This is a genomic window from Streptococcus sp. CF4-3 (assembly GCF_024295385.1).
Classification (GTDB): Bacteria; Bacillota; Bacilli; order Lactobacillales; family Streptococcaceae; genus Streptococcus; species Streptococcus infantis_I.
This window is the reverse complement of record NZ_JANCPN010000006.1, coordinates 1-25,611: the sequence shown is the minus strand read 5'-3', so window position 1 is coordinate 25,611 and position 25,611 is coordinate 1. Positions and strand designations below refer to the sequence as shown.

The following is a 25,611-nucleotide window of genomic DNA, read 5'->3' as shown; positions in this document are numbered from 1 at the left end:
TGTGTACCAGCCTCTTTTTGATAATCTAATTAAAATGGTAATTTACCTGCGAATGCACCAAGTTTCTTCTTAGTAGTTTCGTCAATTTGCTCGAGAGCAGCATTGAGTGCTTGGACAGTCATATCAGATAGTGTCTCAATATCTTCTGGATCTACGACTGCTGGATCAAAATCAATTTTAACGACTTTTTTATCACCAGTTAATGTTGCAGTTACCAGATTTTGAGCAGAAGTTCCAACAAATTCAGTAGCAGCAAGCTCAGCTTGACTTTGTTCCATTTGTTTTTGAAGTTTTTGAGCTTGGCGCATCATGTTTTGCATATTCATCATGGTGGTTTGTAGCTTCCTTTTCTTTTATTTTCCATTTTATTTTAACAATTTTAATTGGAAAAGTCTAATTAAAATTTCAGGATAGCTATATATATCAACCAATGGTTTAAGGTTTCTTTAAGCTTTCTATATTATTCTGAAGAACTCTATATTAATCGAGAGCTAGAAATGACAGATTAGAACTCAATTTTGCCAAAAACGTGATTTTGATACTAGTTTCTAGCTAGAGGGACCTAGTATTTATTTTAAGATAGTGCTAGATTATGATATAATAGGAAAGAATGAGTTTTTAGTACAAACCAAAGGAGAATCAATATGATTTATGCTGGAATTTTAGCAGGTGGAACCGGCACGCGCATGGGAATTAGTAACTTACCCAAACAATTTCTTGAGTTGGGAGATCGCCCAATTCTAATTCATACAATTGAAAAATTCGTCTTAGAACCAAGTATTGAAAAAATCGTTGTTGGGGTTCATGGCGACTGGGTGACACATGCAGAAGATTTAGTTGAAAAATTCCTTCCACTCCACAAGGAACGTATCATCATTACAAAAGGTGGGGCTGATCGTAATTCTAGTATTGAAAAGATTATTGAAGCCATCGATGCTTACCGTCCACTAACAGAAGATGATATCGTAGTAACACATGATTCGGTTCGTCCCTTTATCACTCTTCGTATGATTCAAGACAATATCGCTCTTGCTCAAAAACATGATGCGGTTGACACTGTGGTTGAAGCGGTGGATACAATTGTTGAAAGCACAAATGGTCAGTTTATTACAGATATTCCAAATCGTGCTCATCTTTACCAAGGACAGACTCCACAAACATTCCGTTGTAAAGACTTTATTGATTTGTATGGTTCATTATCAGCAGAAGAAAAAGAAATTTTAACAGATGCATGTAAAATCTTTGTCATTAAGGGTAAAGATGTGGCCTTGGCTAAAGGTGAATACTCAAACCTTAAAATTACAACAGTTACAGACTTGAAGATTGCTAAAAGCATGATTGAGAAAGACTAGAGACATGATTAATCAAATTTATCAACTGACAAAACCAAAATTTATCAATATTAAATATCAGGAAGAAGAGATTGACCAAGAGAATCATATCCTCATTCGACCAAATTATATGGCGGTTTGTCATGCGGATCAACGCTATTACCAAGGAAAGCGTGATCCCAAAATATTATCTAAAAAGCTTCCAATGGCTATGATTCATGAGTCTTGTGGAACTGTTATTTCTGATCCAACAGGTACCTATAAGGTTGGTCAGAAGGTTGTTATGATTCCAAATCAACCACCTATGCAAAGTGACGAGGAGTTCTATGAAAACTACATGACAGGTACCTACTTCTTGTCAAGTGGTTATGATGGATTCATGCGTGAGTTTGTTTCTCTTCCAAAAGATCGTGTAGTAGCTTATGCTGACATCGAAGATACGGTAGCTGCTATCACTGAATTTGTCAGTGTTGGTATGCATGCCATGAATCGTTTTTTGACAGTTTCTCATAGCAGAAGACAGAGAATAGCTGTCATTGGTGATGGTAGTCTAGCCTTTGTCATGGCAAATATTATCAACTATACCTTGCCTGAAGCTGAAATTATCGTAATTGGTCGTCACTGGGAAAAGTTGGAACTCTTCTCTTTTGCTAAAGAGCTTTACATCACTGATAGTATCCCAGAGGATCTTAGTTTTGACCATGGTTTTGAATGCTGTGGTGGTGATGGATGCGGACCTGCTATTAATGACTTGATCCGTTACATCAAACCACAAGGGACCATTTTGATGATGGGTGTTAGTGAGTATAAGGTCAACATCAACACTCGGGATTCATTGGAAAAAGGCTTGTTACTAGTCGGCTCTTCACGTTCAGGAAGAATTGACTTTGAAAATGCTATCCAAATGATGGAAATTAAAAAATTTGCCAATCGTTTGAAGAATATCATTTATCTAGAAGAACCAGTCAGAGAAATTAAAGATATTCACCGAGTTTTTGCAACTGACTTAAATACCGCATTTAAGACAGTCTTTAAGTGGGAAGTATAATGGAGGATTATTGTGAAGGAAATCGTTAAAGCAAAGATTGCTTCCTTATTGTCAGCTGACGAAGAAATTCAGAGCGTTGAACAATTGGGGGGGATGACCAATCAAAACTATTTGGTTAAAACAACCTCAAACCAGTACATCGTTAAGTTTTTTGGTAAAGGTACTGATAAATTAATCGACCGCCAGAATGAAAAGTACAATCTTGAGTTGTTGAAAGATTTAAAATTAGATGTAGAAAATTATCTTTTTGATATCGAAGCAGGTATCAAGGTTAATCAGTACATCGAAAATGCTGAGACACTTAATTTTAATACCATTAAAACTAAATTTGAAAAGATAGCTCCAATTTTACAAACGATTCATGCTTCTGGTAAAGAATTGAAAGGAGAGTTTGCTCCTTTTGAGGAAATTAAAAAATATGAATCATTGATTCAAGGGGAGATTTCTTATCCTAATTATGAAGCTGTCAGAAAGGCTGTATTTTCTCTGAAAGAAGAGCTTGAACAAATTGGAATTGACAAGAAATCATGTCATATTGATTTGGTTCCAGAAAACTTTATTGAAGGTCCAGACGGACATCTTTATCTAATTGATTGGGAATATTCTTCTATGAATGATCCTATGTGGGATTTGGCAGCCCTCTTCCTAGAATCTGAATTTACAAGTGCAGAAGAAGAAGACTTTTTAAGTCATTACGAGAGTGACAAGACTCCAGTTTCAAGGGAGAAAATTCGTATTTACAAAATCTTGCAAGATATCATTTGGAGTCTTTGGACTATTTACAAAGAAGAAAATGGTGCAGATTTCGGAGATTACGGAATCTCTCGTTACAATAGAGCAGTAAAAGAATTAGAGTCTGAAGGAGATTTAAATGAAAACTAAAAATGGAGTTTCTTTTGGGCTACTATCAGGTGTGTTCTGGGGATTAGGATTAACTATTAGTGCTTATATCTTTTCAATATTCACGGATTTATCGCCCTTCGTAGTAGCAGCAGCACACGATTTCCTAAGTATTTTTATCTTGCTAGGATATCTTCTAGTTAAGGAAGGCAGAGTTCGTTTTTCAATCTTCTTGAACATTCGAAATGTCAGTGTTATCATCGGAGCTTTACTAGCCGGTCCGATTGGTATGCAGGCCAATCTCTATGCGGTTAAGTATATTGGAAGTTCATTAGCTTCGTCAGTCTCAGCTATTTATCCGGCAGTCTCAGTCTTGCTTGCCTTCTTCTTTTTGAAGCACAAGATTTCCAAAAATACAATTTTTGGTATCTTTCTAATCATTGCTGGGATTATTGCTCAGACCTATAAAGCAGAGCAGGTTAATTCTTTCTATATAGGTATTCTATGTGCTTTGATTTGTGCTTTTGCTTGGGGAAGTGAAAGTGTTCTGAGCTCCTTTGCTATGGAAAGTGACCTCAGCGAAATTGAAGCTCTCTTGATTCGTCAAGTTACATCCTTCTTGTCTTATCTTGTTATTGTGCTTTTCTCGCATCACTCATTTGCAGAAGTGGCAAATGGGCAATTGTTTGGTTTATTGATAGTCTTTGCAGCATTTAATATGATCTCTTATCTCGCCTACTATATGGCTATCAATCGATTGCAGCCAGCAAAAGCTACTGGATTAAATGTGAGTTATGTAGTATGGACTGTTTTATTTGCAGCAATTTTCTTGGGTTCACCCCTTAATTTGCTAACCATCATTACTTCACTTATCGTAATGGCTGGTGTTTACATTATTATTAAAGAATAAAGGAGAAAGCGCGTGAAAGCGATCATCTTAGCAGCGGGCTTGGGAACTCGTTTGAGACCCATGACAGAAAATACTCCCAAAGCCTTGGTTAAAGTCAATCAAAAACCTTTGGTTGAATATCAAATTGAATTTTTAAAAGAACGTGGAATTGATGACATTATTATTGTCGTAGGTTATTTGAAAGAACAATTCGACTACCTTAAAGAAAAATATGGTGTTCGTTTAGTCTTTAATGATAAGTTTGCTGATTACAATAACTTTTACTCTCTTTACTTGGTAAAAGAAGAGTTGGCTAACAGCTACGTTATCGATGCGGATAACTATCTTTTCAAGAATATGTTCCGTAATGATATCGAACGTTCTACTTATTTCAGTGTTTATCGCGAGGACTGTGATAATGAGTGGTTCCTAGTTTACGGAGATGATTACAAAGTTCAAGATATTATTGTTGATAGCAAAAATGGACGCATCTTGAGTGGTGTATCATTCTGGGATGCTCCAACAGCTGAAAAGATTGTTGGTTTTATTGATGAAGCCTATGCAAGCGGCGAATTTGTTGATCTCTATTGGGACAACATGGTTAAAGATAATATCAAAGAATTAGATGTTTACGTAGAAGAGTTGGAAGAAAATTCTATCTACGAAATTGATAGTGTCAAAGATTATCAAAAATTGGAGAAGATTCTCTCTTCACAAAAATAAGCAGTTTTTATGAACTGATACCTGACCTATTTTTACTTGACTTTTTAGGCTTGATGCAGTATACTAGTGAAAATTTAACCTTTAAGGGAAGTCCAGAGAGACTCACAAGGTGTCAGAGAAAAGAAACTACGATAGAAGCAGGTAAGCAAGTGCTTATTTGGTACTTTTGTGTGAATATCTTAACTGAAACCTTGCAATTGCAAGGTTTTTTCTTTATCTGATCCCCTTAAAATTTAAGGAGGAAAAGTTATGAATCCAAATTGTAAAAAACGAATGGGTGCCATTCGCTTAGATGTTATGAGAGTAGTATCTCAGGAGGAAATCGCGCCAGCAATCTTTGAGCTTGTACTTGAAGGAGAAATGGTGGAAGCTATGAAAGCGGGCCAATTTCTTCATTTGCGTGTACCTGATGATGCCCATCTCTTACGTCGTCCAATTTCGATTTCATCAATAGATAAGGCGTCTAAGCAATGCAGACTTATCTATCGAGTTGAAGGAGCAGGAACAGCAATCTTTTCAAGATTAAAAACAGGTGATAGCATAGATGTTATGGGACCTCAAGGAAATGGCTTTGATTTATCTGATTTAGACAAGAAGAATCGTGTTCTTATAGTTGGTGGTGGAATCGGAGTGCCGCCCTTACTTGAAGTAGCTAAACAACTGCATGATCGTGGTGTTGAAATAACAACTGTTTTAGGATTCGCTACTAAAGATGCTGTTATTTTGGAAGATGAATTATCCAGATTTAGTCAGGTCTTTGTAACGACTGATGATGGATCTTATGGTATTAAAGGAAACGTATCGGTAGTGATTAATGAATTTGACACAGAATTTGATGCCATCTACTCTTGCGGTGCACCTGGTATGATGAAATATATCAATCAAACCTTCTATGACCATCCAAGAGCTTATCTATCTCTAGAATCTCGTATGGCCTGTGGCATGGGGGCTTGCTACGCTTGTGTCCTGAAAGTGCCAGATAGTGAAACAGTTAGTCAACGTGTGTGTGAAGATGGGCCTGTATTTAAAACAGGAACTGTTGTTTTATAAGGAGAGTGTCATGACTACAAATCGATTACAAGTTTCTCTACCAGGCTTAGAATTAAAGAATCCTATCATTCCTGCTTCAGGCTGTTTTGGTTTCGGACAAGAGTATGCCAAATACTATGATTTGAATCTCTTGGGCTCTATCATGATTAAAGCTACAACCCTTGAACCACGTTTTGGTAATCCAACTCCTCGAGTGGCTGAAACACCTGCTGGTATGCTGAATGCCATTGGTCTACAAAATCCAGGACTAGATGCCGTTCTCTCTGAAAAGTTACCTTGGTTGCAAAGAGAGTATCCCAATCTTCCAATCATTGCCAATGTTGCTGGATTCTCAAAGCAAGAATACGCAGCCGTTTCTAGTGGTATTTCCAAGGCACCTAACGTGAAAGCCATTGAGCTCAATATTTCTTGTCCAAACGTCGATCATGGGAATCACGGACTTTTGATTGGGCAAGACCCAGATTTAGCTTATGATGTGGTAAAAGCAGCCGTAGGGGCATCAGATGTGCCAGTTTACGTTAAATTGACACCAAGTGTAACTGATATCGTGACCATCGCAAAAGCAGTAGAGGATGCAGGTGCTAGTGGTCTCACTATGATCAATACCCTTGTTGGTATGCGCTTTGATCTCAAAACTAGAAAACCAATTATTGCCAATGGTACTGGTGGAATGTCTGGGCCTGCAGTTTTTCCGGTAGCTCTTAAACTAATCCGTCAAGTAGCTCAAACAACTAATCTTCCAATCATTGGTATGGGAGGAGTTGATTCAGCTAAAGCCGCTATAGAAATGTATTTGGCGGGTGCGTCAGCAATAGGAGTCGGTACAGCAAACTTTACCAATCCTTATGCCTGTCCTGATATCATTGATAACCTACCAAAAGTCATGGACAAATATAATATCGAAACTCTGGAGCAATTGAGAAAAGAAGTAAAAAGTAACTTATAGTTTTTTAAATTCGTAATATTTTGAATGCTTTCTTCTTTCTGGTATAATATGACTATGATTGTAACAATACCTATAAAAACTGAAAAAGACATTGCAACACCAGGACCAACAGTCATTGTTTTAGGATATTTTGATGGTATCCACCTTGGACATCAAAAATTATTTAGTATTGCTGGTGAAATTGCTGCTAAGAAGAGATTAAGCGTTGCTTTAATTACCTTTCATGAATCACCAAAATTAACCTTAAAACCCTATTCACCAGAAAATTTACTTCATATCCTGAATGCAGAAGAACGTGAACGTAAGTTTAAACGAGCTGGTGTCGAAAATCTTTATTTAATGGACTTCTCAAGTCGTATCGCTAATATGACAGCTCAAGAGTTTGTAGATACTTTTGTCAAAGAAGTTAAAGCGGATACTATTGTAGTTGGATTTGACTATAGTTTAGGTTCTGATAGAAAATCAGCTGAAGATTTAAAAGAAATCTTTGATGGAGAAGTAGTTGTAGTACCTCCTGTAGATGATGAAAAAGGAAAGATTAGCTCTACTCGTATTCGTCAAGCTATCCTTGAAGGGAATGTGAAAGAAGCAGGTCAGCTGCTTGGGAATCCACTTCCTACAAGAGGAATAGTCGTACATGGTAATGCTCGTGGTCGAACAATTGGTTATCCAACTGCCAATCTCGTGCTCTTGGATCGTACTTATATGCCGGCAGATGGTGTCTATACCGTTGATATCGAAATCAAGAGAAAACTCTATCGAGGAATGGCCAGTGTCGGTAAGAACGTAACCTTTGATGGAGAAGAAGAGCGTTTTGAAGTGAATATCTTTGATTTTGATGAAGATATTTATGGCGAAACAGTGACCGTCTATTGGTTAGATCGTATCCGAGATATGGTGAAATTTGACGGCATTGAACAACTGGTCAAACAACTCGAAGAAGATGAAAAAGCTGCAAGAAAATAAGAGTATTAAAAAGTTCGAATAATAGTTCGAGCTTTTTGTTTTTCAAAAGTAGTCGATTAAGACTCTTAGATTTATTTTTTTTATTGGTAAAATTTTGGGAAAAATTAAATTTCTAGCTTGACATCTTAAATTATAAGGAGTAGAATATTTACTAGTTAATTAAATGGTTAAATACCAGTTAAGGAGTTCTAGTGAAAAAGAAAATACTAATAGGTATGCTATCTTCGGTACTTGCCTTATTTTTAGGAGCTTGTAGTCAAGATAAGCAAAATGATGTCAAAGAATCTCATGGAATGAAAATAGTGACCAGTTTTTATCCTGTATATGCTATGGTAAAAGCAGTTTCTGGTGATCTTAATGATGTAAGAATGATTCAGTCTAGTTCAGGCATTCATTCTTATGAACCGTCAGCAAATGATATTGCAGCTATCTACGATGCGGATGTATTTGTTTATCATTCTCATACCTTAGAGTCTTGGGCGGGTAGTTTAGATCCAAGTCTACAAAAGTCCAAGGTTAAGGTTCTAGAAGCATCTGAGGGTATGACCTTGGATAGAGTATCTGGCTTAGAAGATATAGAAGTAGGAAAAGGTGTGGATGAGAAAAGTCTTTATGATCCCCATACTTGGTTAGACCCTGAAAAGGTAGCTGAGGAAGCACAAATTATTGCTGATAAATTATCAGAATTAGATAGTGAGAATAAAGAAATATATCAGTCGAATGCGAAGAAGTTTATTGATCAAGCTCATGAGTTAACAAATAAATATAAACCTATCTTCGATAAAGTGGAGCAAAGAACGTTTGTGACACAACACACTGCTTTTTCTTATTTAGCAAAGAGATTTGACTTGAATCAACTTGGTATTGCTGGTATTTCTCCTGATCAAGAACCAAGCCCAAGACAACTGACTGAAATCCAAGAATTTGTTAAGACCTATAAAGTTAAAACTATTTTTACAGAGAGCAATGCTTCGTCTAAAGTAGCTGAAACGCTTATCAAGTCAACAGGTGTTAGTCTTAAAACTCTCAATCCTTTAGAGGCAGACCCACAAAATGATAAGTCTTATTTAGATAATTTAGAAGAGGATATTGCAATACTAGCAGAAGAATTGAAATGAGGAAATTATGAATAAAACAAAGAAATACTTAGCTGGATCAGCAGTAGTTATTGCGCTTAGTGTTTGTGCTTATGTTTTAAATCAGCACCAAGAAGCAGAGAAGAAGGAAGATAATCGTGTATCGTATGTTGATGGGAAAAAGAATGAGTCTAAAAAGAACGAAAATTTGACTCCTGATCAAGTTAGCAAAAAGGAAGGCATTGAGGCCGAACAAATTGTTGTGAAAATTACTGATCAGGGATATGTAACTTCTCACGGAGATCATTTCCATTACTATAATGGTAAAGTTCCTTTCGATGCGATTTTTAGTGAAGAACTAGTCATGAAAGATCCAAGTTATCAATTGCGTGATGAACACATCATTAACGAAATTAAAGGTGGTTACATCATCAAAGTTGATGGAAAATATTATGTCTACCTAAAAAATGCTAGCCAAGCTGAAAATATTCGTACCAAAGAACAAATTGAAAAACAAAAACAAGAGCATACATCTGACCAAAAAAATGATTCTAAGGAAGTTGTGGCAGCTAGAGCTCAAGGACGTTATACAACTGATGACGGTTATGTTTTTAACGCTTCTGATATCATTGAAGATACAGGAGATGCTTATATCGTTCCCCACGGAGGACACTTCCATTATATTCCTAAGAGTGATCTGTCAGCGGGTGAATTAGCTGCCGCAAAGGCTTATTTATCTGGCAATAGTTCAGCTCTCAGTCAACCCTTGTCACTGACACCGAATAATGGTGTTTCTGCAGCAGATGATGGTTATGTCTTTAACCCTAATGATATTGTCAGAGATACTGGCGATGCTTATATCGTACGACATGGGGACCACTATCACTATATCCCTAAATCATCTCTTAACAATCATCAAGCACAATCTAACACTCCAAGCTTAGAAAGTCCTTCTAATTCCACACCAAATAATCCGTTACCACATGTTCACCATGAAGAAGAGGAACACGATCATGGTTTTGATTCAAATAGAATTATAAGTGAAGATTCAGAAGGTTTTGTTATGAGCCATGGCGATCACAATCATTACTTCTTTAAAAAAGATTTATCACCTGATCAAATTAAGGCCGCACAAGATCACTTGTACGGCAATAAACATTCAGAAACTATCCCAGATAATCATAGCAGTCATAAACCAGAAGAACACCATCATGATAACCATGGAAACCATCATGAGGAAGAACACGATCATGGCTTTGCAGCAGATCGAGTGATAAGTGAAGATGATAAAGGATTTGTCGTTTCTCATGGAGATCACAATCATTACTTCTTTAAAAAAGATTTATCCCCTGATCAAATCAAGGCCGCGCAGGATCACTTGTACGGAAATAAACAATCAGAAACTAGCCCAGATAACCACAGTAGTAAACCAGAAGAACACCATCATGAGGAAGAGCACGATCATGGATTTGCAGCAGATCGAGTGATTAGTGAGGACGACCAAGGTTTTGTCGTTTCACATGGAGACCATGCCCATTATTTCTTTAAGAAAGATTTATCAGCGGAGCAGATTAAAGCTGCACAAGACCATCTTCATAGCCATCAGCAGACAGAACCTGTTAAACCACTTGCAAAAGATGTAGATGCTTTTTCAAGAGACGCCAGTGATGAAGAAAAGATAGCTTACATCTCAAAAACTTATGGTGTTCCACTTGAGGCTATCAGAATTTCAAATGGATTCTTTGTATTTGGTAATCCAGACCAGGCTTATGACCCAACTCACATTCACCCTTACGCTGTTCGTAAGGAACACGTTCGTATTCCACTTCAGACTGGTGATGCGGAGCTTGATTTCCTAAATGAACTCTACACAACCGCTCTTCGCGATGGAGTCTCTCCTTATAGTTTGCAAGTTGAAAATGGTAGTTTCGTCATTCCTCATGGAGACCATAACCACTACATCAAAGTTCAAACTAAAGGTTATGAAGTCGCTTTGAAAAACAAAATTCCTGCATTACAGTCAGCTTACCAACCTGGTGCTTTTGATGAAAAAGCAGTACAGTATAAGGTTGATCAACTTCTCGCAGAAAGTCGTGAACTTTATAAAGATAAGCCAAGTCTGCAAAGACAGATTGAACTCGCTTTGGGGCAATTCTCTGAAAATATGAAGAAGCTATCAACCAATTCAACTGCAGGATATTTGGCTGCTTTGGATTTGTTTGACAAACAGTATATCCATATTGACTCTAGTGTCAAACCAACAGAAATCAGTCCTTTAGACAAGAAATATCAAGCTTTAGTAGATAAGATTAGTACCTTGGATACAGATGCTTATGGACTTCCTAAAAAGGATCTCTTGACTCAGCTCCAAGAAAATAAACTGGCGCAAGATGAAGCTGGTTTAGATGCAGTTGAAGCTAAGTTACAAGCTCTGCAAGACTTTAATGACCGTACGGGTGTTACAACAGTCGAATACATCAAGTATTTCTACCAACATCTATCTGATGGACGCTTAAATGACAATCTCCGCAGTAAAGTTGCCAACTTAACTTGGACACTTTATCAGTCCCAATCCTTCCTTAAGGCAACCGACTTGAACAAACTCTTCCCAGAAATCTACCAAACAAAACTGGAAGTTGAAGAAGCACTGAAAAATGAGCCGGTTGCAAGCAAGACTTCTGAAACAATCTTAGATACAGAAAAAGTTGATGGTCATAGTGCTAAAACTGCTGTTTATGAGTTCTTGAAAGGTTTGTATGACGATATCAAACCTGAGGAACAAAGTAATCATGTCTTAAAAGGGCAAGTAGAAGAGTTACTAACAAAAGCTGAAGAATTAGTGAATCAAGTCAATGAGGAGGGGGTTAAAGCTTCACTCTCTGACGAAGTGAAAAATCTGAAGGTTGCTTTGGAGAAAGAAGACGCAGACCTTGATGAATTAAATACACAAGTCCAAGATCTTCTGAAACGCATTTCACAGACTATTCAGAATGAACGTGAAAATGCCAAACAAGATCCAGAGGTCGTGGCTCTCTATCAACAACTATACAACGGAGTCATTGCCCTTCATACTTATTTGGAATTGAATAATGGTTCAGATGCTGACTTTGAAAAAGTCGATGCCTTGTTTGATAAACTAGCAGCGGCAAGTAAAGACAAGCAAGCTTTGCTGACGGTCGCTCAAGAAATCGTTTTGTTAAATCAAGAGTTCCAATCAAAAGGGAAGCCAGCTGAAGCTAGTACTGAAACAGCCAATAAAGAATCAAATGATAAACAAACTGAGTCAAACTTAACTCCTGAAGCTACATCTCCAAAAACAAGTGAGAAAGTAGTAAACTAAAAAAGAAGTAGCCTAGCTACTTCTTTTTTAGTCTTTGTAGGATACGATACCAATGATAGTATCAACTGCACGTTCCATGGTTTGAAGGCTAACGTATTCAAAACGGCCGTGCATATTTTCGCCACCAGCGAAAATATTTGGCGTCGGAATTCCCATAAAGGAAATCTTAGAACCATCTGTTCCACCACGGATTGGTTCGATGATAGGTGTGATACCAAGGCCCTCCATAACCGCTTTCGCAATGGTTACTGGTGTCATATCCTTTTCGATAACTTCCTTCATGTTGTAGTACTGGTCAGTTAATGTTAAAGTAACACGATTGCTACCCAGTTCTTGGTTCATCTTATCAGCAATAGCTCGCATAGCTTCCTTACGCGCTTCGAAAGTTTCTTTTTCAAAGTCACGAATGATGTAGCTAGCACGCGCTTCCTCGACCGTACCTGTCACATCCATGAGATGGTAGAAGCCTTGGTAACCCTCAGTCAGTTCAGGTCGGTCACCAGCAGGAAGTTGATTGTGGAAATCAATGGCTAACTGAAGGGCGTTAACCATTTGTCCCTTAGCTGTACCTGGGTGAACATTGCGACCTTGGAAATGGAGTTCAGCACCTGCAGCAGAGAAGGTTTCGTACTGAAGTTCACCAAGAGGACCGCCGTCAACTGTATAAGCAAAGTCGACATCGAAATCTTCTGCATCAAATTTGTTGGCGCCGACCCCAATTTCTTCATCAGGTCCAAAGCCGACACGGATTTCACAGTGTTTAATCTCAGGATGAGCAGTTAAGTATTCGATAGCTGTCATGATTTCTGCGATACCTGATTTATCGTCAGCACCGAGAAGGGTAGTCCCATCAGTCGTAATCAAAGTTTGTCCAGAGTACTTTTCAAGACTCTTGAAATCTGCCGGATCAAGCTTGAAACCAGAATTACCAAGCTCGATAACTCCGCCATTGTAGTTTTCAATAACTTGCGGGTTCACACCTTCCGCATTAAAATCTGCAGTATCCATGTGGGAGATAAAACCAATCTTACGAGAAAAACTAGGATCGTTAGCTGGAAGAGTACCGATAGCAAAACCATTTGGCAAATAATAGACATTTTGCAAACCGACACGTTTCATTTCTGGGATGAGAACATTGGTCGCAAAGTCTACTTGGCTTTGAGTGCTTGGTGTTGTAGTTGACTGCTCATCAGAACGTGTGTTAACTTTGACATACGTTAAAAAACGCTCTAGTAGTGTAGGGTATTTCATAAAAACTCCTTATTCATTTCTTTTTAAACCATTGTATCATAGAAAGATGATAAAAACAAAATTCGGAAAGTTGATAATAGCCTTATGTTAGCGTTTACTTATGAGTTGTTTAGTGATACAATAAAAAAGATAAAAACATCACAAGGATACAGAGATGAAAAAAGCAATTTTAATGATGACATTTGGTTCACCAGAAGAGATTACCTTTGAGGGAGTAGCCGACTTTTTTACCAACATTCGTCGAGGAGTTCGACCACAAGACCACGAGATTCAAACCCTTTATGATAATTATGTTCGAATTGGAGGAACTCCACTTCAAAAAATTACCCGTGAAGAAGTTGCCTTGGTAGAAGCTAGGTTAGGAAATGAATATAGTGTCTATTTTGCCAATAAATTTTCAACCCCTTTTATTCCAGATGTAATTCGTCAAATGGAAGCAGATGGAATTGAAAAGTGTATTTGCTTGATTTTGGAGCCACACTATTCCTTTTACTCTGTCATGGGGTACGAAAAGTTTCTGGAAAGCAAACAAATTCAGTTTTTAGTTATTAAGGACTGGTATCAAGAAGAAGCACTATTAAACTATTGGACAGCTGAAATTGCTAAAATTTTAAAAGAAAAGGTGAAACAGGATAGCTTTAAAGTCATCTTTTCTGCCCACAGTGTGCCCATTTTTGCCTTGGATTTTGGCGATCCCTATATCGACCAGATTTTCGAAAATAGCAAGTTAATTGCAGAGAAATTAGGCTTAAATCCAGAGCAATATACCAACACCTGGCAGAGCGAAAGTGATATTGGTATTCCTTGGATTAAACCAGATGTCTTAGAGTATCTTAGAGAACAGGAAGAACATCCAGAGCATTATATTTTTGTGCCTATTAGTTTTATCAGTGAGCATATTGAAGTCTTGTTTGACAACGATGTGGAATGTCTTGACTTGTGTCAGGAATTAGAGGTGAACTACCATCGTCCACCAATGCCAAATACAGATTCTCGATTTATTGATGCCTTGGTCAATATTATCCGAGCTAATGAACATAAAGAATTTAGAGAATTCCTCCCAGAAGAAGAAACCTTTGATGAATTAGTCCCTTCGGATGAAACTAAGAATATTTTAGATGAATCACAAGACTTACAAATGCCAGAATTTGTTAAAAAATTAATTGAGAAAAAAGGTCGTGAAAATGTCAAGATGCCTTATTTAATCAAAAAAATGCTTGAAAAAGCTGGCAAATTACCTAAAGACTAAGTGAAAATAGAAAAGAACTGGTAAATTTTGTTTCAAATATTTGCTAAGGCAGGATATAACTTAGAACGTGAAAGAAAAGGCGGTGGGACAGAAATTAATAGACAAAGTCTTGATTTCGTAGTCTCAGCCCCGCGAGGATGTTTAGGAGCTTTTTGGAGTCTAAAAGACGAACAAAAAGTTCAATCAGCTACCGCGTCAAATTATGATTGATAATAAAAAATGAGGTCGGGATCTTTTTGTCCCAACCTCTTTTTAGGTGACTAGTATTTTTTTGACCTAGTTTTTATGTTATTTACCCAGACAAAATTGGCTAAACAACTGGGTAATCAGCTCATCTGGCGCAGCATCACCAGTTATCTCGCCAAGAATTTCCCAGGTACGTGTTAAATCAACTTGAAGCAAATCAACAGGCATTCCTAGTTCGAGGCCTTCGTTAACAGCTTGTAGGCTTTCAACTGCCTTTTCAATTAATGAAATATGACGGGCGTTGGATAGATAGGTAGCATCTTGTTCGACCAAGCCAGCATTTTCAAAGAAGAGGTTATTGATGCGTTCTTCAATCTTATCAATGTTTTGATTTTTGAGGACTGAAATACGAATGATATCATCTGGAAGTTCAGAAGTTTCAATCGCTTCTGGCAGGTCAGTCTTGTTGAGAAGAATGATTCGATTAGTATCTTGACTAATTTCAAGAAGTTGTCGGTCTTGGGCAGTTAGAGGTTCGCTAGCGTTTAGGACTAGTAGTACCAAGTCAGCTTCCTTGAGGGCTTTTTTGGAGCGTTCAACCCCGATCTGTTCCACGACATCATCCGTTTCACGAATACCTGCAGTATCAATCAACTTCAGTGGAACACCGTTGATATTGACGTATTCTTCGATGACGTCTCGAGTAGTCCCTGCAATATCCGTTACAATGGCTTTATCTTCGCGCAGGAGGTTATTAAGTAGACTTGACTTCCCAACGTTGGGACGACCAATGATGGCTGTTGCAATTCCTTCGCGGAGGATTTTACCTCGGCGTGCAGTTTTTAGGAGATTGGTCAAGAGTTGTTCAAACTCCATAGTTTTTTCGCGGACAACAGCAGTAGTGGCTTCTTCCACATCGTCATACTCAGGGTAATCGATATTCACCTCAACCTGAGCCAAGGTATTGAGAATTTCCTGACGAGTATTGTTAATGAGGTCAGATAGGGATCCATCAAGTTGTTTGACTGCTATATTCATAGCCTTGTCAGTCTTAGCACGGATGATATCCATCACTGCCTCAGCCTGAGTCAAGTCTACACGACCATTGAGGAAGGCACGCTTGGTAAATTCTCCAGGTTCTGCCATGCGAGCCCCTTCACGGATAGCCAATTGCAGGATTTCATTGGTCACGGCAATCCCTCCGTGGGTGTTGATCTCGATAATATCCTCGCGAGTAAAGGTCTTCGGAGACTTCATAGCCCCAACCATGACCTCGTCCATAACCTTACCAGTCAAAGGGTCAATAATGTGGCCGTAGTTCAGTGTGTGGCTAGCAACTTTGCTCAAGTCTTTGCCTTTAAAAATTTTTTGTGCAATGGCAAAGCTATCCGTTCCGCTTAGGCGAACAATCCCAATCGCCCCTTCACCAAGCGGTGTCGAGATTGCTGCAATGGTATCAAATTCACGTGTAATCATTTCATTTCCTTTTAACAATTTATATACAAATATCTCTTAAAATTGTAACAAAATAAAGTTTTTTATTCAACGAATGCCACTTATAAAGAAAAGCCTAAGCAGATTGCTTAAGCTTTACTTAGTGCGCATTTCCCCTTGCGGGAAGTAAGTTCCTTCAGGCATATCGTTGATGATGACATGAACAGCAGATTGAGGTGCACCAGTGTTACGAACCACAGCTTCAGTTACTTCCTTAGCTAAGGCTTTCTTTTGCTCGAGCGTGCGTCCTTCAAATAAATCGATGCGTACAAATGGCATAATAGCTTCCTCCACTAGTTTTTGATTTCTTCTATTTTACCACATTTTGCCGTTTAAAGCTTTTGGAAAATATGATATACTAGAATGTAGCAGAAAATTAGAAATGGACGTGAAATAGAAACATGGCACAGTTGTATTATCGTTATGGGACCATGAATTCAGGAAAGACCATCGAGATTCTCAAGGTAGCCTATAACTATGAGGAGCAAGGAAAGGGAGTTGTTATCATGACTTCGGCTCTGGATACAAGAGACGGTATAGGCTATGTGTCGAGTCGGATTGGCATGAAGCGACCAGCAGTTGCTATCGATGATACTACGGATATTTTTGGGTTTATTCGAGATTTACCTGAAAAGCCCTACTGTGTTTTGGTCGATGAAGCCCAGTTTTTGAAACGTCATCATGTTTACGACCTAGCGCGTGTTGTCGATGAGTTAGACATACCTGTTATGGCCTTTGGTTTGAAGAATGACTTTCGCAATGAGCTGTTCGAAGGATCTAAACATCTATTATTATTAGCAGATAAAATTGATGAGATCAAAACCATTTGTCAGTATTGTAAGAAAAAAGCGACCATGGTGTTGCGTACGCAGGACGGACTGCCTGTTTATGATGGTGAACAAATCCAGATAGGTGGGAATGAAACCTATATCTCGGTTTGCCGTAAACATTATTTTGCCCCTGAAATCAATAAGGAGAATCAATAAGAATGAATATCTATGATCAACTACAAGCTGTAGAAGACCGTTATGAAGAATTAGGAGAATTGCTGAGCGACCCTGATGTGGTCTCTGATACCAAGCGTTTCATGGAGCTTTCAAAAGAGGAAGCTTCAACTCGTGATACCGTAACCGCCTACCGTGAATACAAACAAGTCCTCCAAAACATCGTTGATGCTGAAGAAATGATTAAAGAGTCTGGCGGAGATGCCGACTTGGAAGAAATGGCCAAGCAAGAACTCAAGGATGCTAAGGCAGAAAAAGAAGAGTACGAAGAAAAATTGAAAATCTTGCTTCTTCCAAAAGATCCAAACGATGACAAGAACATCATCCTTGAAATCCGTGGAGCTGCTGGTGGAGATGAGGCAGCACTTTTTGCTGGAGACCTTCTAACAATGTACCAAAAATATGCTGAAGCCCAAGGCTGGCGCTTTGAAGTTATGGAGGCATCTATGAACGGTGTCGGCGGTTTCAAAGAAGTGGTTGCCATGGTTTCTGGTCAGTCAGTTTACTCTAAACTCAAGTATGAATCAGGTGCCCACCGTGTGCAACGTGTCCCTGTGACAGAAAGCCAAGGTCGTGTTCATACTTCTACGGCAACTGTCCTTATCATGCCTGAGGTAGAAGAAGTAGAGTACGATATTGATCCAAAAGATCTTCGTGTGGACATCTACCACGCATCTGGTGCTGGTGGACAGAACGTCAACAAAGTTGCAACTGCCGTTCGTATTGTTCACTTGCCAACCAATATCAAGGTGGAGATGCAGGAAGAACGTACCCAGCAGAAAAACCGTGAGAAGGCCATGAAAATCATTCGTGCGCGTGTTGCTGACCACTTTGCACAGATTGCCCAAGATGAACAAGATGCTGAACGTAAGTCTACTATCGGTACTGGTGACCGTTCAGAGCGTATTCGTACTTATAACTTCCCACAAAACCGTGTCACAGACCACCGTATCGGCTTGACTCTACAAAAACTTGATACAATTCTAGCTGGTAAATTGGATGAAGTTGTAGATGCCTTGGTTCTTTATGACCAAACACAAAAATTGGAAGAATTAAACAAATAATGAAATTAGCTCAAATTTTTAAAGATTTTGAGGAAAAGTTAATAGTACAAGGAGAGGAAGCAGAAAGCCTCTCCTTTGTCTATCGTAGCCTAAAAAATCTATCTTTTACAGACTTCGTCTTTGCCCTCCAGCAAGAAGTAACAGAGGAAGAGAAGCAATTTGTGGAAGAAATTTTCAAGAAATTAGCAGCACATATTCCTGCCCAGTACATTATCGGTCATGCAGAATTTTTTGGGATGCAGTTAAAGGTTGATGAGCGGGTCTTGATTCCTCGCCCAGAGACAGAAGAGTTGGTAGAGCTCATCCTAGCCGAGAATCTAAAGGACAATCTCAGAGTTCTGGATATCGGAACAGGAAGCGGAGCCATTGCCCTTGCTTTAGCTAAAAATAGAGCAGATTGGTCAGTCACAGCTGCTGATATTTCACAAGTTGCATTAGACCTAGCATCGGAGAATGCAGAGCGTTTAGATTTAGAGATCACATTTATCAAATCTGACTGTTTCTCCGAAATTTGTTCAAAATATGATATAATTGTATCCAATCCACCATACATTTCTCGAGCAGATGAGGAAGAAGTTGGTTTGAATGTTCTGCATTCAGAGCCGCATTTAGCCCTTTTTGCAGACGAGGAAGGTCTAGCGATTTATCGCAGAATCGCGGAAGAATCAAAGGACCATCTAACTGATGGTGGTAAGATTTATCTTGAAATTGGCTACAAACAAGGTCAAAGTGTACCCGCTCTCTTTATGGAAAATCTTCCTGAGAAACGAGTTCGAACGCTCAAAGACCAATTTGGCCAAGATAGGATGGTTGTCATTGATGATGGAGAAAATTAAGCAAGAGTTGGAAAAGGGTGGAGCAGTAGTTTTGCCAACTGAGACAGTTTATGGCCTTTTTGCGAAAGCTTTGGATGAGAAGGCTGTTGACCATGTTTATCGGCTCAAACGTCGCCCTAGAGATAAGGCTCTCAATCTCAATGTTGCTAGTTTAGACGATATCTTGAACTTTTCCAAGAATCAGCCACCTTGTTTACAACAACTTGTTAAAAGTTTTTTGCCAGGGCCTTTAACCATTATCCTAGAAGCTAATGACAAGGTCCCTTACTGGGTCAATTCAGACTTGACGACTGTTGGATTTCGCATGCCCAGTCATCCCGTCACTCTAGAATTGATTCGTGAGTTTGGTCCCTTAATCGGCCCGTCTGCTAACATTTCAGGACAGGATAGCGGTGTGACCTATAAGGAAATTCTGCAGGATTTTAACCAAAATGTTCTAGGTTTGGAAGACGATGCTTTTTTAACTGGTCAAGATTCGACTATTATAGACTTATCTTGCAGCAAGGTGAAGATTCTACGCCAAGGTTCGATAACTCGAGAAGATATCCTTGCCAAGATACCTGAAATTCCTTTTGAGGAGGTATGATATGCTACGTGAATTAAAAGCGACAGATGTCGAAACAATTTGTGTCATTAACAAAGAAGCGCTAGGTTATGCTTTTAGTCCAGAGGAAACGGCTGGTCAACTAGCTAAGTTGACACAAGACTCCCATCACTTCCTACTTGGTTTTGAGGATTCAATTAGCCATGATTTACTTGGTTATGTTCATGCTGAGGTTTATGAATCCCTTTATTCAAAACCAGGTTTTAATATCCTGGCTTTAGCTGTTTTACCTCAAACACAAGGTAAAGGAATCGGTAAAACATTGCTTGAAGGATTAGAACAGGAAGCAGAAAAACGTGGCTATAACTTTATTCGCTTAAATTCTGCAGACCATCGTACAGGTGCGCATGCATTTTATGAAAGAGTTGGTTATACCTGCGATAAAATGCAGAAACGATTCATTAAATTAATAAAAGGAGAAGACCTATGATTTTTGACAAAGATGATTTTAAAGCCTATGACTCGGATCTTTGGAATGCCATTGCCAAAGAAGAGGAACGCCAACAAAATAATATTGAATTAATCGCTTCAGAGAACGTAGTCTCTCAGGCTGTTATGGCTGCTCAAGGGTCTATCTTAACTAATAAATACGCCGAAGGTTATCCAGGACGTCGTTATTACGGTGGAACTGATGTAGTAGATATTATCGAAACTCTAGCTATCGAACGTGCGAAGGAGATTTTTGGAGCAAAGTTTGCTAATGTACAACCCCACTCAGGAAGTCAAGCCAACTGTGCAGCATACATGGCTTTGATTGAGCCAGGTGATACAGTTATGGGAATGGATTTGGCTGCGGGTGGGCACTTGACTCACGGAGCTCCTGTCAGCTTCTCAGGTCAAACCTACAACTTTGTTTCATACAGTGTCGATCCTGAAACAGAACTCTTGGACTTCGATGCCATCTTGAAACAAGCCCAAGAAGTAAAACCAAAACTAATTGTTGCTGGTGCTTCAGCCTATTCTCACATTATTGATTTTTCTAAATTCCGTGAAATCGCAGATGCAGTCGGTGCTAAGCTTATGGTCGATATGGCTCACATTGCTGGTTTGGTTGCTGCTGGTCTTCATCCAAGTCCAGTACCATACGCCCATATCACTACAACAACGACCCACAAAACCCTTCGTGGTCCGCGTGGTGGTTTGATTTTGACTAACGACGAAGAGCTTGCTAAGAAAATTAATTCAGCTATTTTCCCGGGTATCCAAGGTGGTCCTTTAGAGCATGTTGTTGCTGCTAAGGCTGTTGCCTTCAAAGAAGTCTTGGATCCAGCCTTCAAGGAATATGCTGCTAATGTCATCAAGAACAGTAAGGCTATGGCTGAAGTATTCCTGAAAGATCCTGATTTCCGTATTATCTCTGGTGGCACTGAAAACCACCTTTTCCTAGTGGATGTCACTAAGGTTGTAGAAAGTGGAAAAGTAGCTCAAAACTTGCTGGATGAAGTTAATATTACCCTAAATAAGAACTCTATCCCTTATGAAACCTTGTCACCATTTAAGACTAGTGGTATTCGTATCGGAGCGGCAGCAATTACTGCTCGTGGTTTTGGTGAAAAAGAAAGCCGTCAAGTTGCTGAACTTATTATTAAAGCCCTTAAGAATGCAGAAAACGAAGCTGTCTTAGAAGAAGTGAGAAGTGCAGTCAAATCCTTGACAGATGCCTTCCCATTATACGAGGACTAATATTTTATGGATATTTATATCAAGAAAGCCATCATCCATCAGTTCAGCCCTGATGACACAGAGTTGTTACTAGCGGATAAGTTTCTCAATATCACTCCCAAAATAGAGGAATACTTGCGTAAAAAAGTGGAGCGTGTGTATTCTGATGATGCTAAAACTGGTATTTTTGAAGAGGATAACCCTTTTTTTAACAACATCACAGAAGATCTAATGGAAACATCTGTGTCGATTGCTAATCTCTGGAAAGAGGAATTCTCTGTATCTGAAAATCAAAAGACAAACGATTTGGTCTTTGTACAGTTTTCAAAAGAAGGAGTGGAACACTTTGCCTTCCTTCGAATTGCATTGCGAGAAACCTTGACACACCTAGGTGGTGAGGTTGATAATCCAATCAAACTGACTCAGAATAATCTACCAGGTTTTGGTACTGGAGCTGATGAAGCCCTTGTGGTTAATCTTCAAAGCCGCAAGTATCATTTGATTGAAAAACGCATCAAGCACAATGGAGCTTTTTTAAACTATTTTTCTGAGAATCTTATTCAAGCTCAACCAAAGATTTCACCTAAGAAATCTATCAAGGAACTTGAAAAAACGGCTCAAAAAATTGCCGAAACCTTTAACGCGGATGATTTTCAATTTCAATCCAAGGTTAAATCAGCAATCTTCAATAATATCGAAGAAAACAATGAACTCTCTCCAGAAAAATTAGCTAATGATCTCTTTGACAACAATCTTACTGCCCGTTTAAGCTTTATTGACAGAGTCAAAGAAGCAGTACCTGAGCCAGTTCAGTTTGATGAGATTGATGCCAGTCGTCAGTTGAAGAGATTTGAAAATCAGAAACTCTCCTTGTCAAACGGAATTGAACTAATCGTACCAAACAATGTCTATCAAGATGCAGAATCCGTTGAGTTCATCCAAAACGATAATGGAACCTATTCTATCTTAATCAAAAACATCGAGGATATTCAAAATAAATAATGTTTAAACTTATACGAAGAGTGCTGGTGCTAGCAGTCTTCCTTTTCGCTGGATACAAAGCCTATCTCATTCGTCAGGATGTCAAACAAGTTATGACCTACCAACCCATGGTACGTGAAATCTTGAGTGAAAGAGATACTCCAGCAAACGAAGAGCTTGTGCTCGCCATGATCTATACAGAAACCAAAGGTAAAGAAGGAGACGTGATGCAGTCTAGTGAGTCTGCTAGCGGTTCTACTGATACCATTAACGATAACGCTAGTAGTATTCGTCAAGGTGTTCAAACTTTGACAGATAATCTCTATCTAGCTCAAGAAAAAGGAGTGGATGTCTGGACAGCCATTCAAGCTTATAACTTTGGGCCTGCTTATATTGATTTTATCGCCCAAAATGGGAAAAAGAATACGATTGCTCTAGCTAAACAATATTCTAGAGATACAGTTGCGCCGACATTAGGGAATACAACAGGAAAAACCTATCGCTACATCAATCCTATTTCCATTTTTCAAGGTGGAGAACTTTATGTCGATGGGGGAAACTATTATTACTCAAGACAGGTTCAAGTAAATCTCTATATCATGAAAATTTTTAATCTATTTTAAGCATCTAGAAATTCTAGGTGCTTTTATAAGTTTTCTTTAAGGATACTTTAATATGCTAGAGGAGAAAAGGAGGAACGTCTCATGCGAAAGAAAGTCTTTCTGACTAGCGCTGCAGTACTTTTAGCAGTTGCAACACTGCAAAGCGCCCAGGCAGCTACTGATGTTCAAAAAGTCATTGATGAAACCTATGTTCAACCTGAGTATGTCTTGGGTTCTTCACTAACAGAAGATCAAAAAAATCAAACACTTAAAAGACTAGGCTATGATGCCTCTAAAGATACTAAAGACTTGAAGACTATGACACCAGATGTCTACTCAAAAATTATGAATGTCGCCAACGACTCTAGTCTTCAACTTTATTCATCAGCAAAAATTCAAAAACTAGGTGAAAAATCTCCACTTGAAGTCAAGATTGAAACACCTGAAAATATCACCAAAGTGACCCAAGACATGTACCGTAATGCGGCTGTTACCTTGGGTGTCGAGCACGCACGTATTACCGTTGCAGCGCCAATCCCAGTTACTGGGGAAAGTGCTCTAGCAGGTATTTACTATTCCCTTGAGTCAAATGGTGTAAAATTACCTCAAGAAAATAAAGACTTGGCTCAGGAAGAGCTTAAGGCCTTGTCTGATATTAATGATGAAAACAAGGACAAATCAGGCTTTGATGCCAATAAACTGAACGTAGCCCTTGCTGATATAAAGGCTGCAGTCGCTAAGGCTAAAGAGTCTAAGGGTGAGCTTACAGAAGATGATGTTCGTAAGATTGTCGAAGATACTTTAAAGAACTATAAACTGGATCAAGTTGTTACAGGCAACCAAGTCAATGTCATCATCAACTTTGCCTTTAATCTTTCAAAGAGCGATATTCTTAATAACGAAGACTTTACTAAGACGCTAAAAGATCTGAAACAAAGTATCGTTGCACAAGCAGGTGATAGTTTCAGCAATATCGACCTAAACTTTGATGCCAATAAAGCTATTCAAGACGGTGGAAACATCCTTAGCTCAATTTGGCAAGCTATCCTTGATTTCTTCAAGAGTTTTGGTGCTTAGATCAATTCATGGTATAATAGATGGTAACAGGATTGTTGCCGTCTTTTTTGTCGGCTTATAGAAAGTGAAGAATATGTTAAAGAAAAATGATATTGTAGAAGTTGAGATTGTCGATTTGACTCATGAAGGAGCAGGTGTTGCCAAGGTAGATGGCTTGGTCTTTTTTGTAGAGAATGCTCTTCCGACTGAAAAAATCCTTATGCGAGTCCTTAAAGTCAACAAGAAGATTGGCTTTGGTAAAGTCGAGGAATATCTTACACAATCTCCACATCGTAATCAAAACTTAGATTTGGCTTACCTGCGTTCAGGTATTGCCGACTTGGGGCATCTAGCTTATCCAGAGCAACTCAAGTTTAAAACCAAGCAAGTAAAAGATAGCCTATTTAAGATTGCTGGAATGACGGATATAGAGGTTGCTGATACTCTTGGTATGGAAAATCCTATCAAATATCGGAACAAGGCTCAGGTTCCTGTTCGTCGTGTCAATGGTGTTCTGGAGACTGGTTTCTTCCGTAAGAATTCTCATGATCTTATGCCTCTTGAAGATTTTTATATCCAGAATCCAGTGATTGACCAAGTTATTGTGGCTTTACGTGATTTGCTTCGTCGCTATGACTTAAAACCCTATGATGAAAAGGAACAGTCTGGTCTGATTCGAAACCTTGTTGTACGTCGTGGCCATCATTCAGGTCAAATTATGGTTATTTTGGTGACCACTCGTCCTAAAATTTTCCGAGTTGAACAGTTGATTGAACAAGTCATCAAGCAGTTCCCAGAGATTGTGTCTGTTATGCAGAATATCAATGACCAGAATACCAATGCTATTTTTGGGAAAGAATGGCGTACGCTTTATGGTCAAGATTACATTACGGACCAAATGTTGGGGAATAGCTTCCAAATTTCTGGACCAGCCTTTTATCAGGTCAACACAGAAATGGCAGAGAAGCTTTATCAGACAGCCATTGATTTTACGGAGTTAAGTGAAGATGATGTGGTGATCGATGCCTATTCAGGAATCGGAACTATTGGTTTATCTGTTGCTAAGCATGTTAAGGAAGTTTATGGTGTCGAAGTCATCCCCGAAGCAGTTGAAAATAGCCAGAAAAATGCTAGTATAAATGGCATCACTAATGCCCACTATGTCTGTGATACAGCTGAAAATGCCATGAAAAAATGGCTTAAGGAAGGCATCCAACCAACCGCCATCCTAGTCGACCCACCACGCAAGGGCTTGACCGATAGCTTTATCAAAGCAAGCGCCCAAACAGGCGCTGACCGCATCGCCTATATCTCCTGTAACGTCGCCACCATGGCGCGTGATATCAAACTCTACCAAGAGTTGGGCTACGAATTGAAGAAAGTCCAGCCGGTGGATCTTTTTCCGCAAACGCA

The 25,611-nt window shown here is 38.9% G+C and carries 25 protein-coding genes; 21 read left to right on the top strand and 4 right to left on the bottom strand.

The genetic code is table 11. The features are described from left to right. Nucleotides 1–29: 29 nt before the first annotated feature. The gene (locus NML75_RS06470) at nucleotides 30–329 is read right to left on the bottom strand and encodes a YbaB/EbfC family nucleoid-associated protein (RefSeq protein ID WP_006145479.1); all 300 of its coding nucleotides are present in this window, start codon (nucleotides 327–329) and stop codon (nucleotides 30–32) included. A gap of 315 nt (nucleotides 330–644) precedes the next feature. On the opposite strand from NML75_RS06470, the gene NML75_RS06465 reads away from it, so the two are divergent. The 10 genes from NML75_RS06465 to NML75_RS06420 all read left to right on the top strand — a co-directional run bounded on the left by NML75_RS06465 (nucleotide 645) and on the right by NML75_RS06420 (nucleotide 12,209). Then, nucleotides 645–1,352, top strand: a complete 708-nt coding sequence (locus NML75_RS06465; protein ID WP_006149770.1) for an IspD/TarI family cytidylyltransferase — start codon at nucleotides 645–647, stop codon at nucleotides 1,350–1,352. Nucleotides 1,353–1,356: 4 nt separating this feature from the next. Next, nucleotides 1,357–2,379, top strand: coding sequence for a ribitol-5-phosphate dehydrogenase (locus NML75_RS06460; RefSeq protein WP_070678198.1), 1,023 nt, complete (start codon nucleotides 1,357–1,359; stop codon nucleotides 2,377–2,379). 12 nt (nucleotides 2,380–2,391) lie between these two features. Then, nucleotides 2,392–3,261 carry a phosphotransferase family protein gene (locus NML75_RS06455; protein WP_070678200.1) on the top strand — a complete coding sequence of 290 codons (870 nt, stop codon included), beginning with the start codon at nucleotides 2,392–2,394 and terminating at the stop codon, nucleotides 3,259–3,261. Continuing rightward, on the top strand, nucleotides 3,251–4,129 hold the full coding sequence (locus NML75_RS06450; protein WP_070678201.1) for a DMT family transporter: 879 nt from the start codon (nucleotides 3,251–3,253) through the stop codon (nucleotides 4,127–4,129). Before NML75_RS06455 ends, NML75_RS06450 begins: the two co-directional genes overlap by 11 nt. A 12-nt stretch (nucleotides 4,130–4,141) precedes the next feature. Then, nucleotides 4,142–4,831: a sugar phosphate nucleotidyltransferase gene (locus NML75_RS06445; protein WP_070678203.1), complete on the top strand. Its 690-nt coding sequence runs from the start codon at nucleotides 4,142–4,144 to the stop codon at nucleotides 4,829–4,831. Nucleotides 4,832–5,080: 249 nt separating this feature from the next. Further along, complete coding sequence (locus NML75_RS06440) at nucleotides 5,081–5,881, top strand: dihydroorotate dehydrogenase electron transfer subunit (protein WP_070678205.1); 801 nt, start codon at nucleotides 5,081–5,083, stop codon at nucleotides 5,879–5,881. Beyond that, complete coding sequence (locus tag NML75_RS06435; protein ID WP_083312344.1) at nucleotides 5,844–6,827, top strand: dihydroorotate dehydrogenase; 984 nt, start codon at nucleotides 5,844–5,846, stop codon at nucleotides 6,825–6,827. The genes NML75_RS06440 and NML75_RS06435 overlap by 38 nt, the downstream gene beginning before the upstream one ends. A 54-nt stretch (nucleotides 6,828–6,881) precedes the next feature. Continuing rightward, complete coding sequence (locus tag NML75_RS06430; RefSeq protein WP_254804268.1) at nucleotides 6,882–7,793, top strand: bifunctional riboflavin kinase/FAD synthetase; 912 nt, start codon at nucleotides 6,882–6,884, stop codon at nucleotides 7,791–7,793. Between the two features lie 215 nt (nucleotides 7,794–8,008). After that, on the top strand, nucleotides 8,009–8,911 hold the full coding sequence (locus tag NML75_RS06425) for a metal ABC transporter solute-binding protein, Zn/Mn family (protein ID WP_302851159.1): 903 nt from the start codon (nucleotides 8,009–8,011) through the stop codon (nucleotides 8,909–8,911). 7 nt (nucleotides 8,912–8,918) lie between these two features. Continuing rightward, nucleotides 8,919–12,209 (top strand): pneumococcal-type histidine triad protein, encoded by a 3,291-nt coding sequence (locus NML75_RS06420; RefSeq protein ID WP_254804266.1) that lies wholly within the window; start codon nucleotides 8,919–8,921, stop codon nucleotides 12,207–12,209. 27 nt (nucleotides 12,210–12,236) lie between these two features. Here the strand turns inward: NML75_RS06420 and pepT are convergent, their stop codons facing one another. After that, complete coding sequence (gene pepT / locus NML75_RS06415; RefSeq protein ID WP_070678217.1) at nucleotides 12,237–13,460, bottom strand: peptidase T; 1,224 nt, start codon at nucleotides 13,458–13,460, stop codon at nucleotides 12,237–12,239. Between the two features lie 154 nt (nucleotides 13,461–13,614). On the opposite strand from pepT, the gene hemH reads away from it, so the two are divergent. Then, entirely contained in the window at nucleotides 13,615–14,709 is a 1,095-nt protein-coding gene (hemH, locus tag NML75_RS06410) for a ferrochelatase (protein WP_254804265.1), read from the top strand. Nucleotides 14,710–14,997: 288 nt separating this feature from the next. Here the strand turns inward: hemH and mnmE are convergent, their stop codons facing one another. Next, nucleotides 14,998–16,371, bottom strand: coding sequence for a tRNA uridine-5-carboxymethylaminomethyl(34) synthesis GTPase MnmE (mnmE, locus tag NML75_RS06405; protein WP_004252771.1), 1,374 nt, complete (start codon nucleotides 16,369–16,371; stop codon nucleotides 14,998–15,000). Between the two features lie 114 nt (nucleotides 16,372–16,485). Continuing rightward, nucleotides 16,486–16,668, bottom strand: a complete 183-nt coding sequence (locus tag NML75_RS06400) for a 4-oxalocrotonate tautomerase (protein WP_001117401.1) — start codon at nucleotides 16,666–16,668, stop codon at nucleotides 16,486–16,488. A 122-nt stretch (nucleotides 16,669–16,790) separates the two neighbouring features. Here NML75_RS06400 and NML75_RS06395 point away from each other — a divergent pair, with 122 nt between their 5' ends. From NML75_RS06395 to rlmD, 10 genes are all read left to right on the top strand, one after another. Then, nucleotides 16,791–17,375, top strand: a complete 585-nt coding sequence (locus NML75_RS06395) for a thymidine kinase (protein WP_004252774.1) — start codon at nucleotides 16,791–16,793, stop codon at nucleotides 17,373–17,375. Between the two features lie 2 nt (nucleotides 17,376–17,377). Then, a complete protein-coding gene (gene prfA, locus NML75_RS06390) occupies nucleotides 17,378–18,457 on the top strand; it encodes a peptide chain release factor 1 (protein WP_004252778.1) in 1,080 nt (359 codons plus the stop codon). Continuing rightward, complete coding sequence (gene prmC, locus NML75_RS06385; RefSeq protein ID WP_254804264.1) at nucleotides 18,457–19,293, top strand: peptide chain release factor N(5)-glutamine methyltransferase; 837 nt, start codon at nucleotides 18,457–18,459, stop codon at nucleotides 19,291–19,293. Before prfA ends, prmC begins: the two co-directional genes overlap by 1 nt. Next, the gene (locus NML75_RS06380; protein ID WP_254804263.1) at nucleotides 19,277–19,879 is read left to right on the top strand and encodes an L-threonylcarbamoyladenylate synthase; all 603 of its coding nucleotides are present in this window, start codon (nucleotides 19,277–19,279) and stop codon (nucleotides 19,877–19,879) included. The genes prmC and NML75_RS06380 overlap by 17 nt, the downstream gene beginning before the upstream one ends. Before the next feature lies 1 nt (nucleotide 19,880). After that, entirely contained in the window at nucleotides 19,881–20,327 is a 447-nt protein-coding gene (locus NML75_RS06375; protein ID WP_254804262.1) for a GNAT family N-acetyltransferase, read from the top strand. Next, on the top strand, nucleotides 20,324–21,580 hold the full coding sequence (glyA, locus tag NML75_RS06370) for a serine hydroxymethyltransferase (protein ID WP_254804261.1): 1,257 nt from the start codon (nucleotides 20,324–20,326) through the stop codon (nucleotides 21,578–21,580). The genes NML75_RS06375 and glyA overlap by 4 nt, the downstream gene beginning before the upstream one ends. Nucleotides 21,581–21,586: 6 nt before the next feature. Then, nucleotides 21,587–22,561 carry a nucleoid-associated protein gene (locus tag NML75_RS06365; RefSeq protein WP_254804260.1) on the top strand — a complete coding sequence of 325 codons (975 nt, stop codon included), beginning with the start codon at nucleotides 21,587–21,589 and terminating at the stop codon, nucleotides 22,559–22,561. Then, nucleotides 22,561–23,163 (top strand): lysozyme family protein, encoded by a 603-nt coding sequence (locus NML75_RS06360; protein WP_254804259.1) that lies wholly within the window; start codon nucleotides 22,561–22,563, stop codon nucleotides 23,161–23,163. Before NML75_RS06365 ends, NML75_RS06360 begins: the two co-directional genes overlap by 1 nt. An 81-nt stretch (nucleotides 23,164–23,244) precedes the next feature. Next, complete coding sequence (locus NML75_RS06355; RefSeq protein ID WP_254804258.1) at nucleotides 23,245–24,219, top strand: DUF1002 domain-containing protein; 975 nt, start codon at nucleotides 23,245–23,247, stop codon at nucleotides 24,217–24,219. 73 nt (nucleotides 24,220–24,292) lie between these two features. Next, the coding region (gene rlmD, locus NML75_RS06350; protein WP_254804257.1) for a 23S rRNA (uracil(1939)-C(5))-methyltransferase RlmD at nucleotides 24,293–25,611 on the top strand (1,319 nt) is incomplete at its 3' end.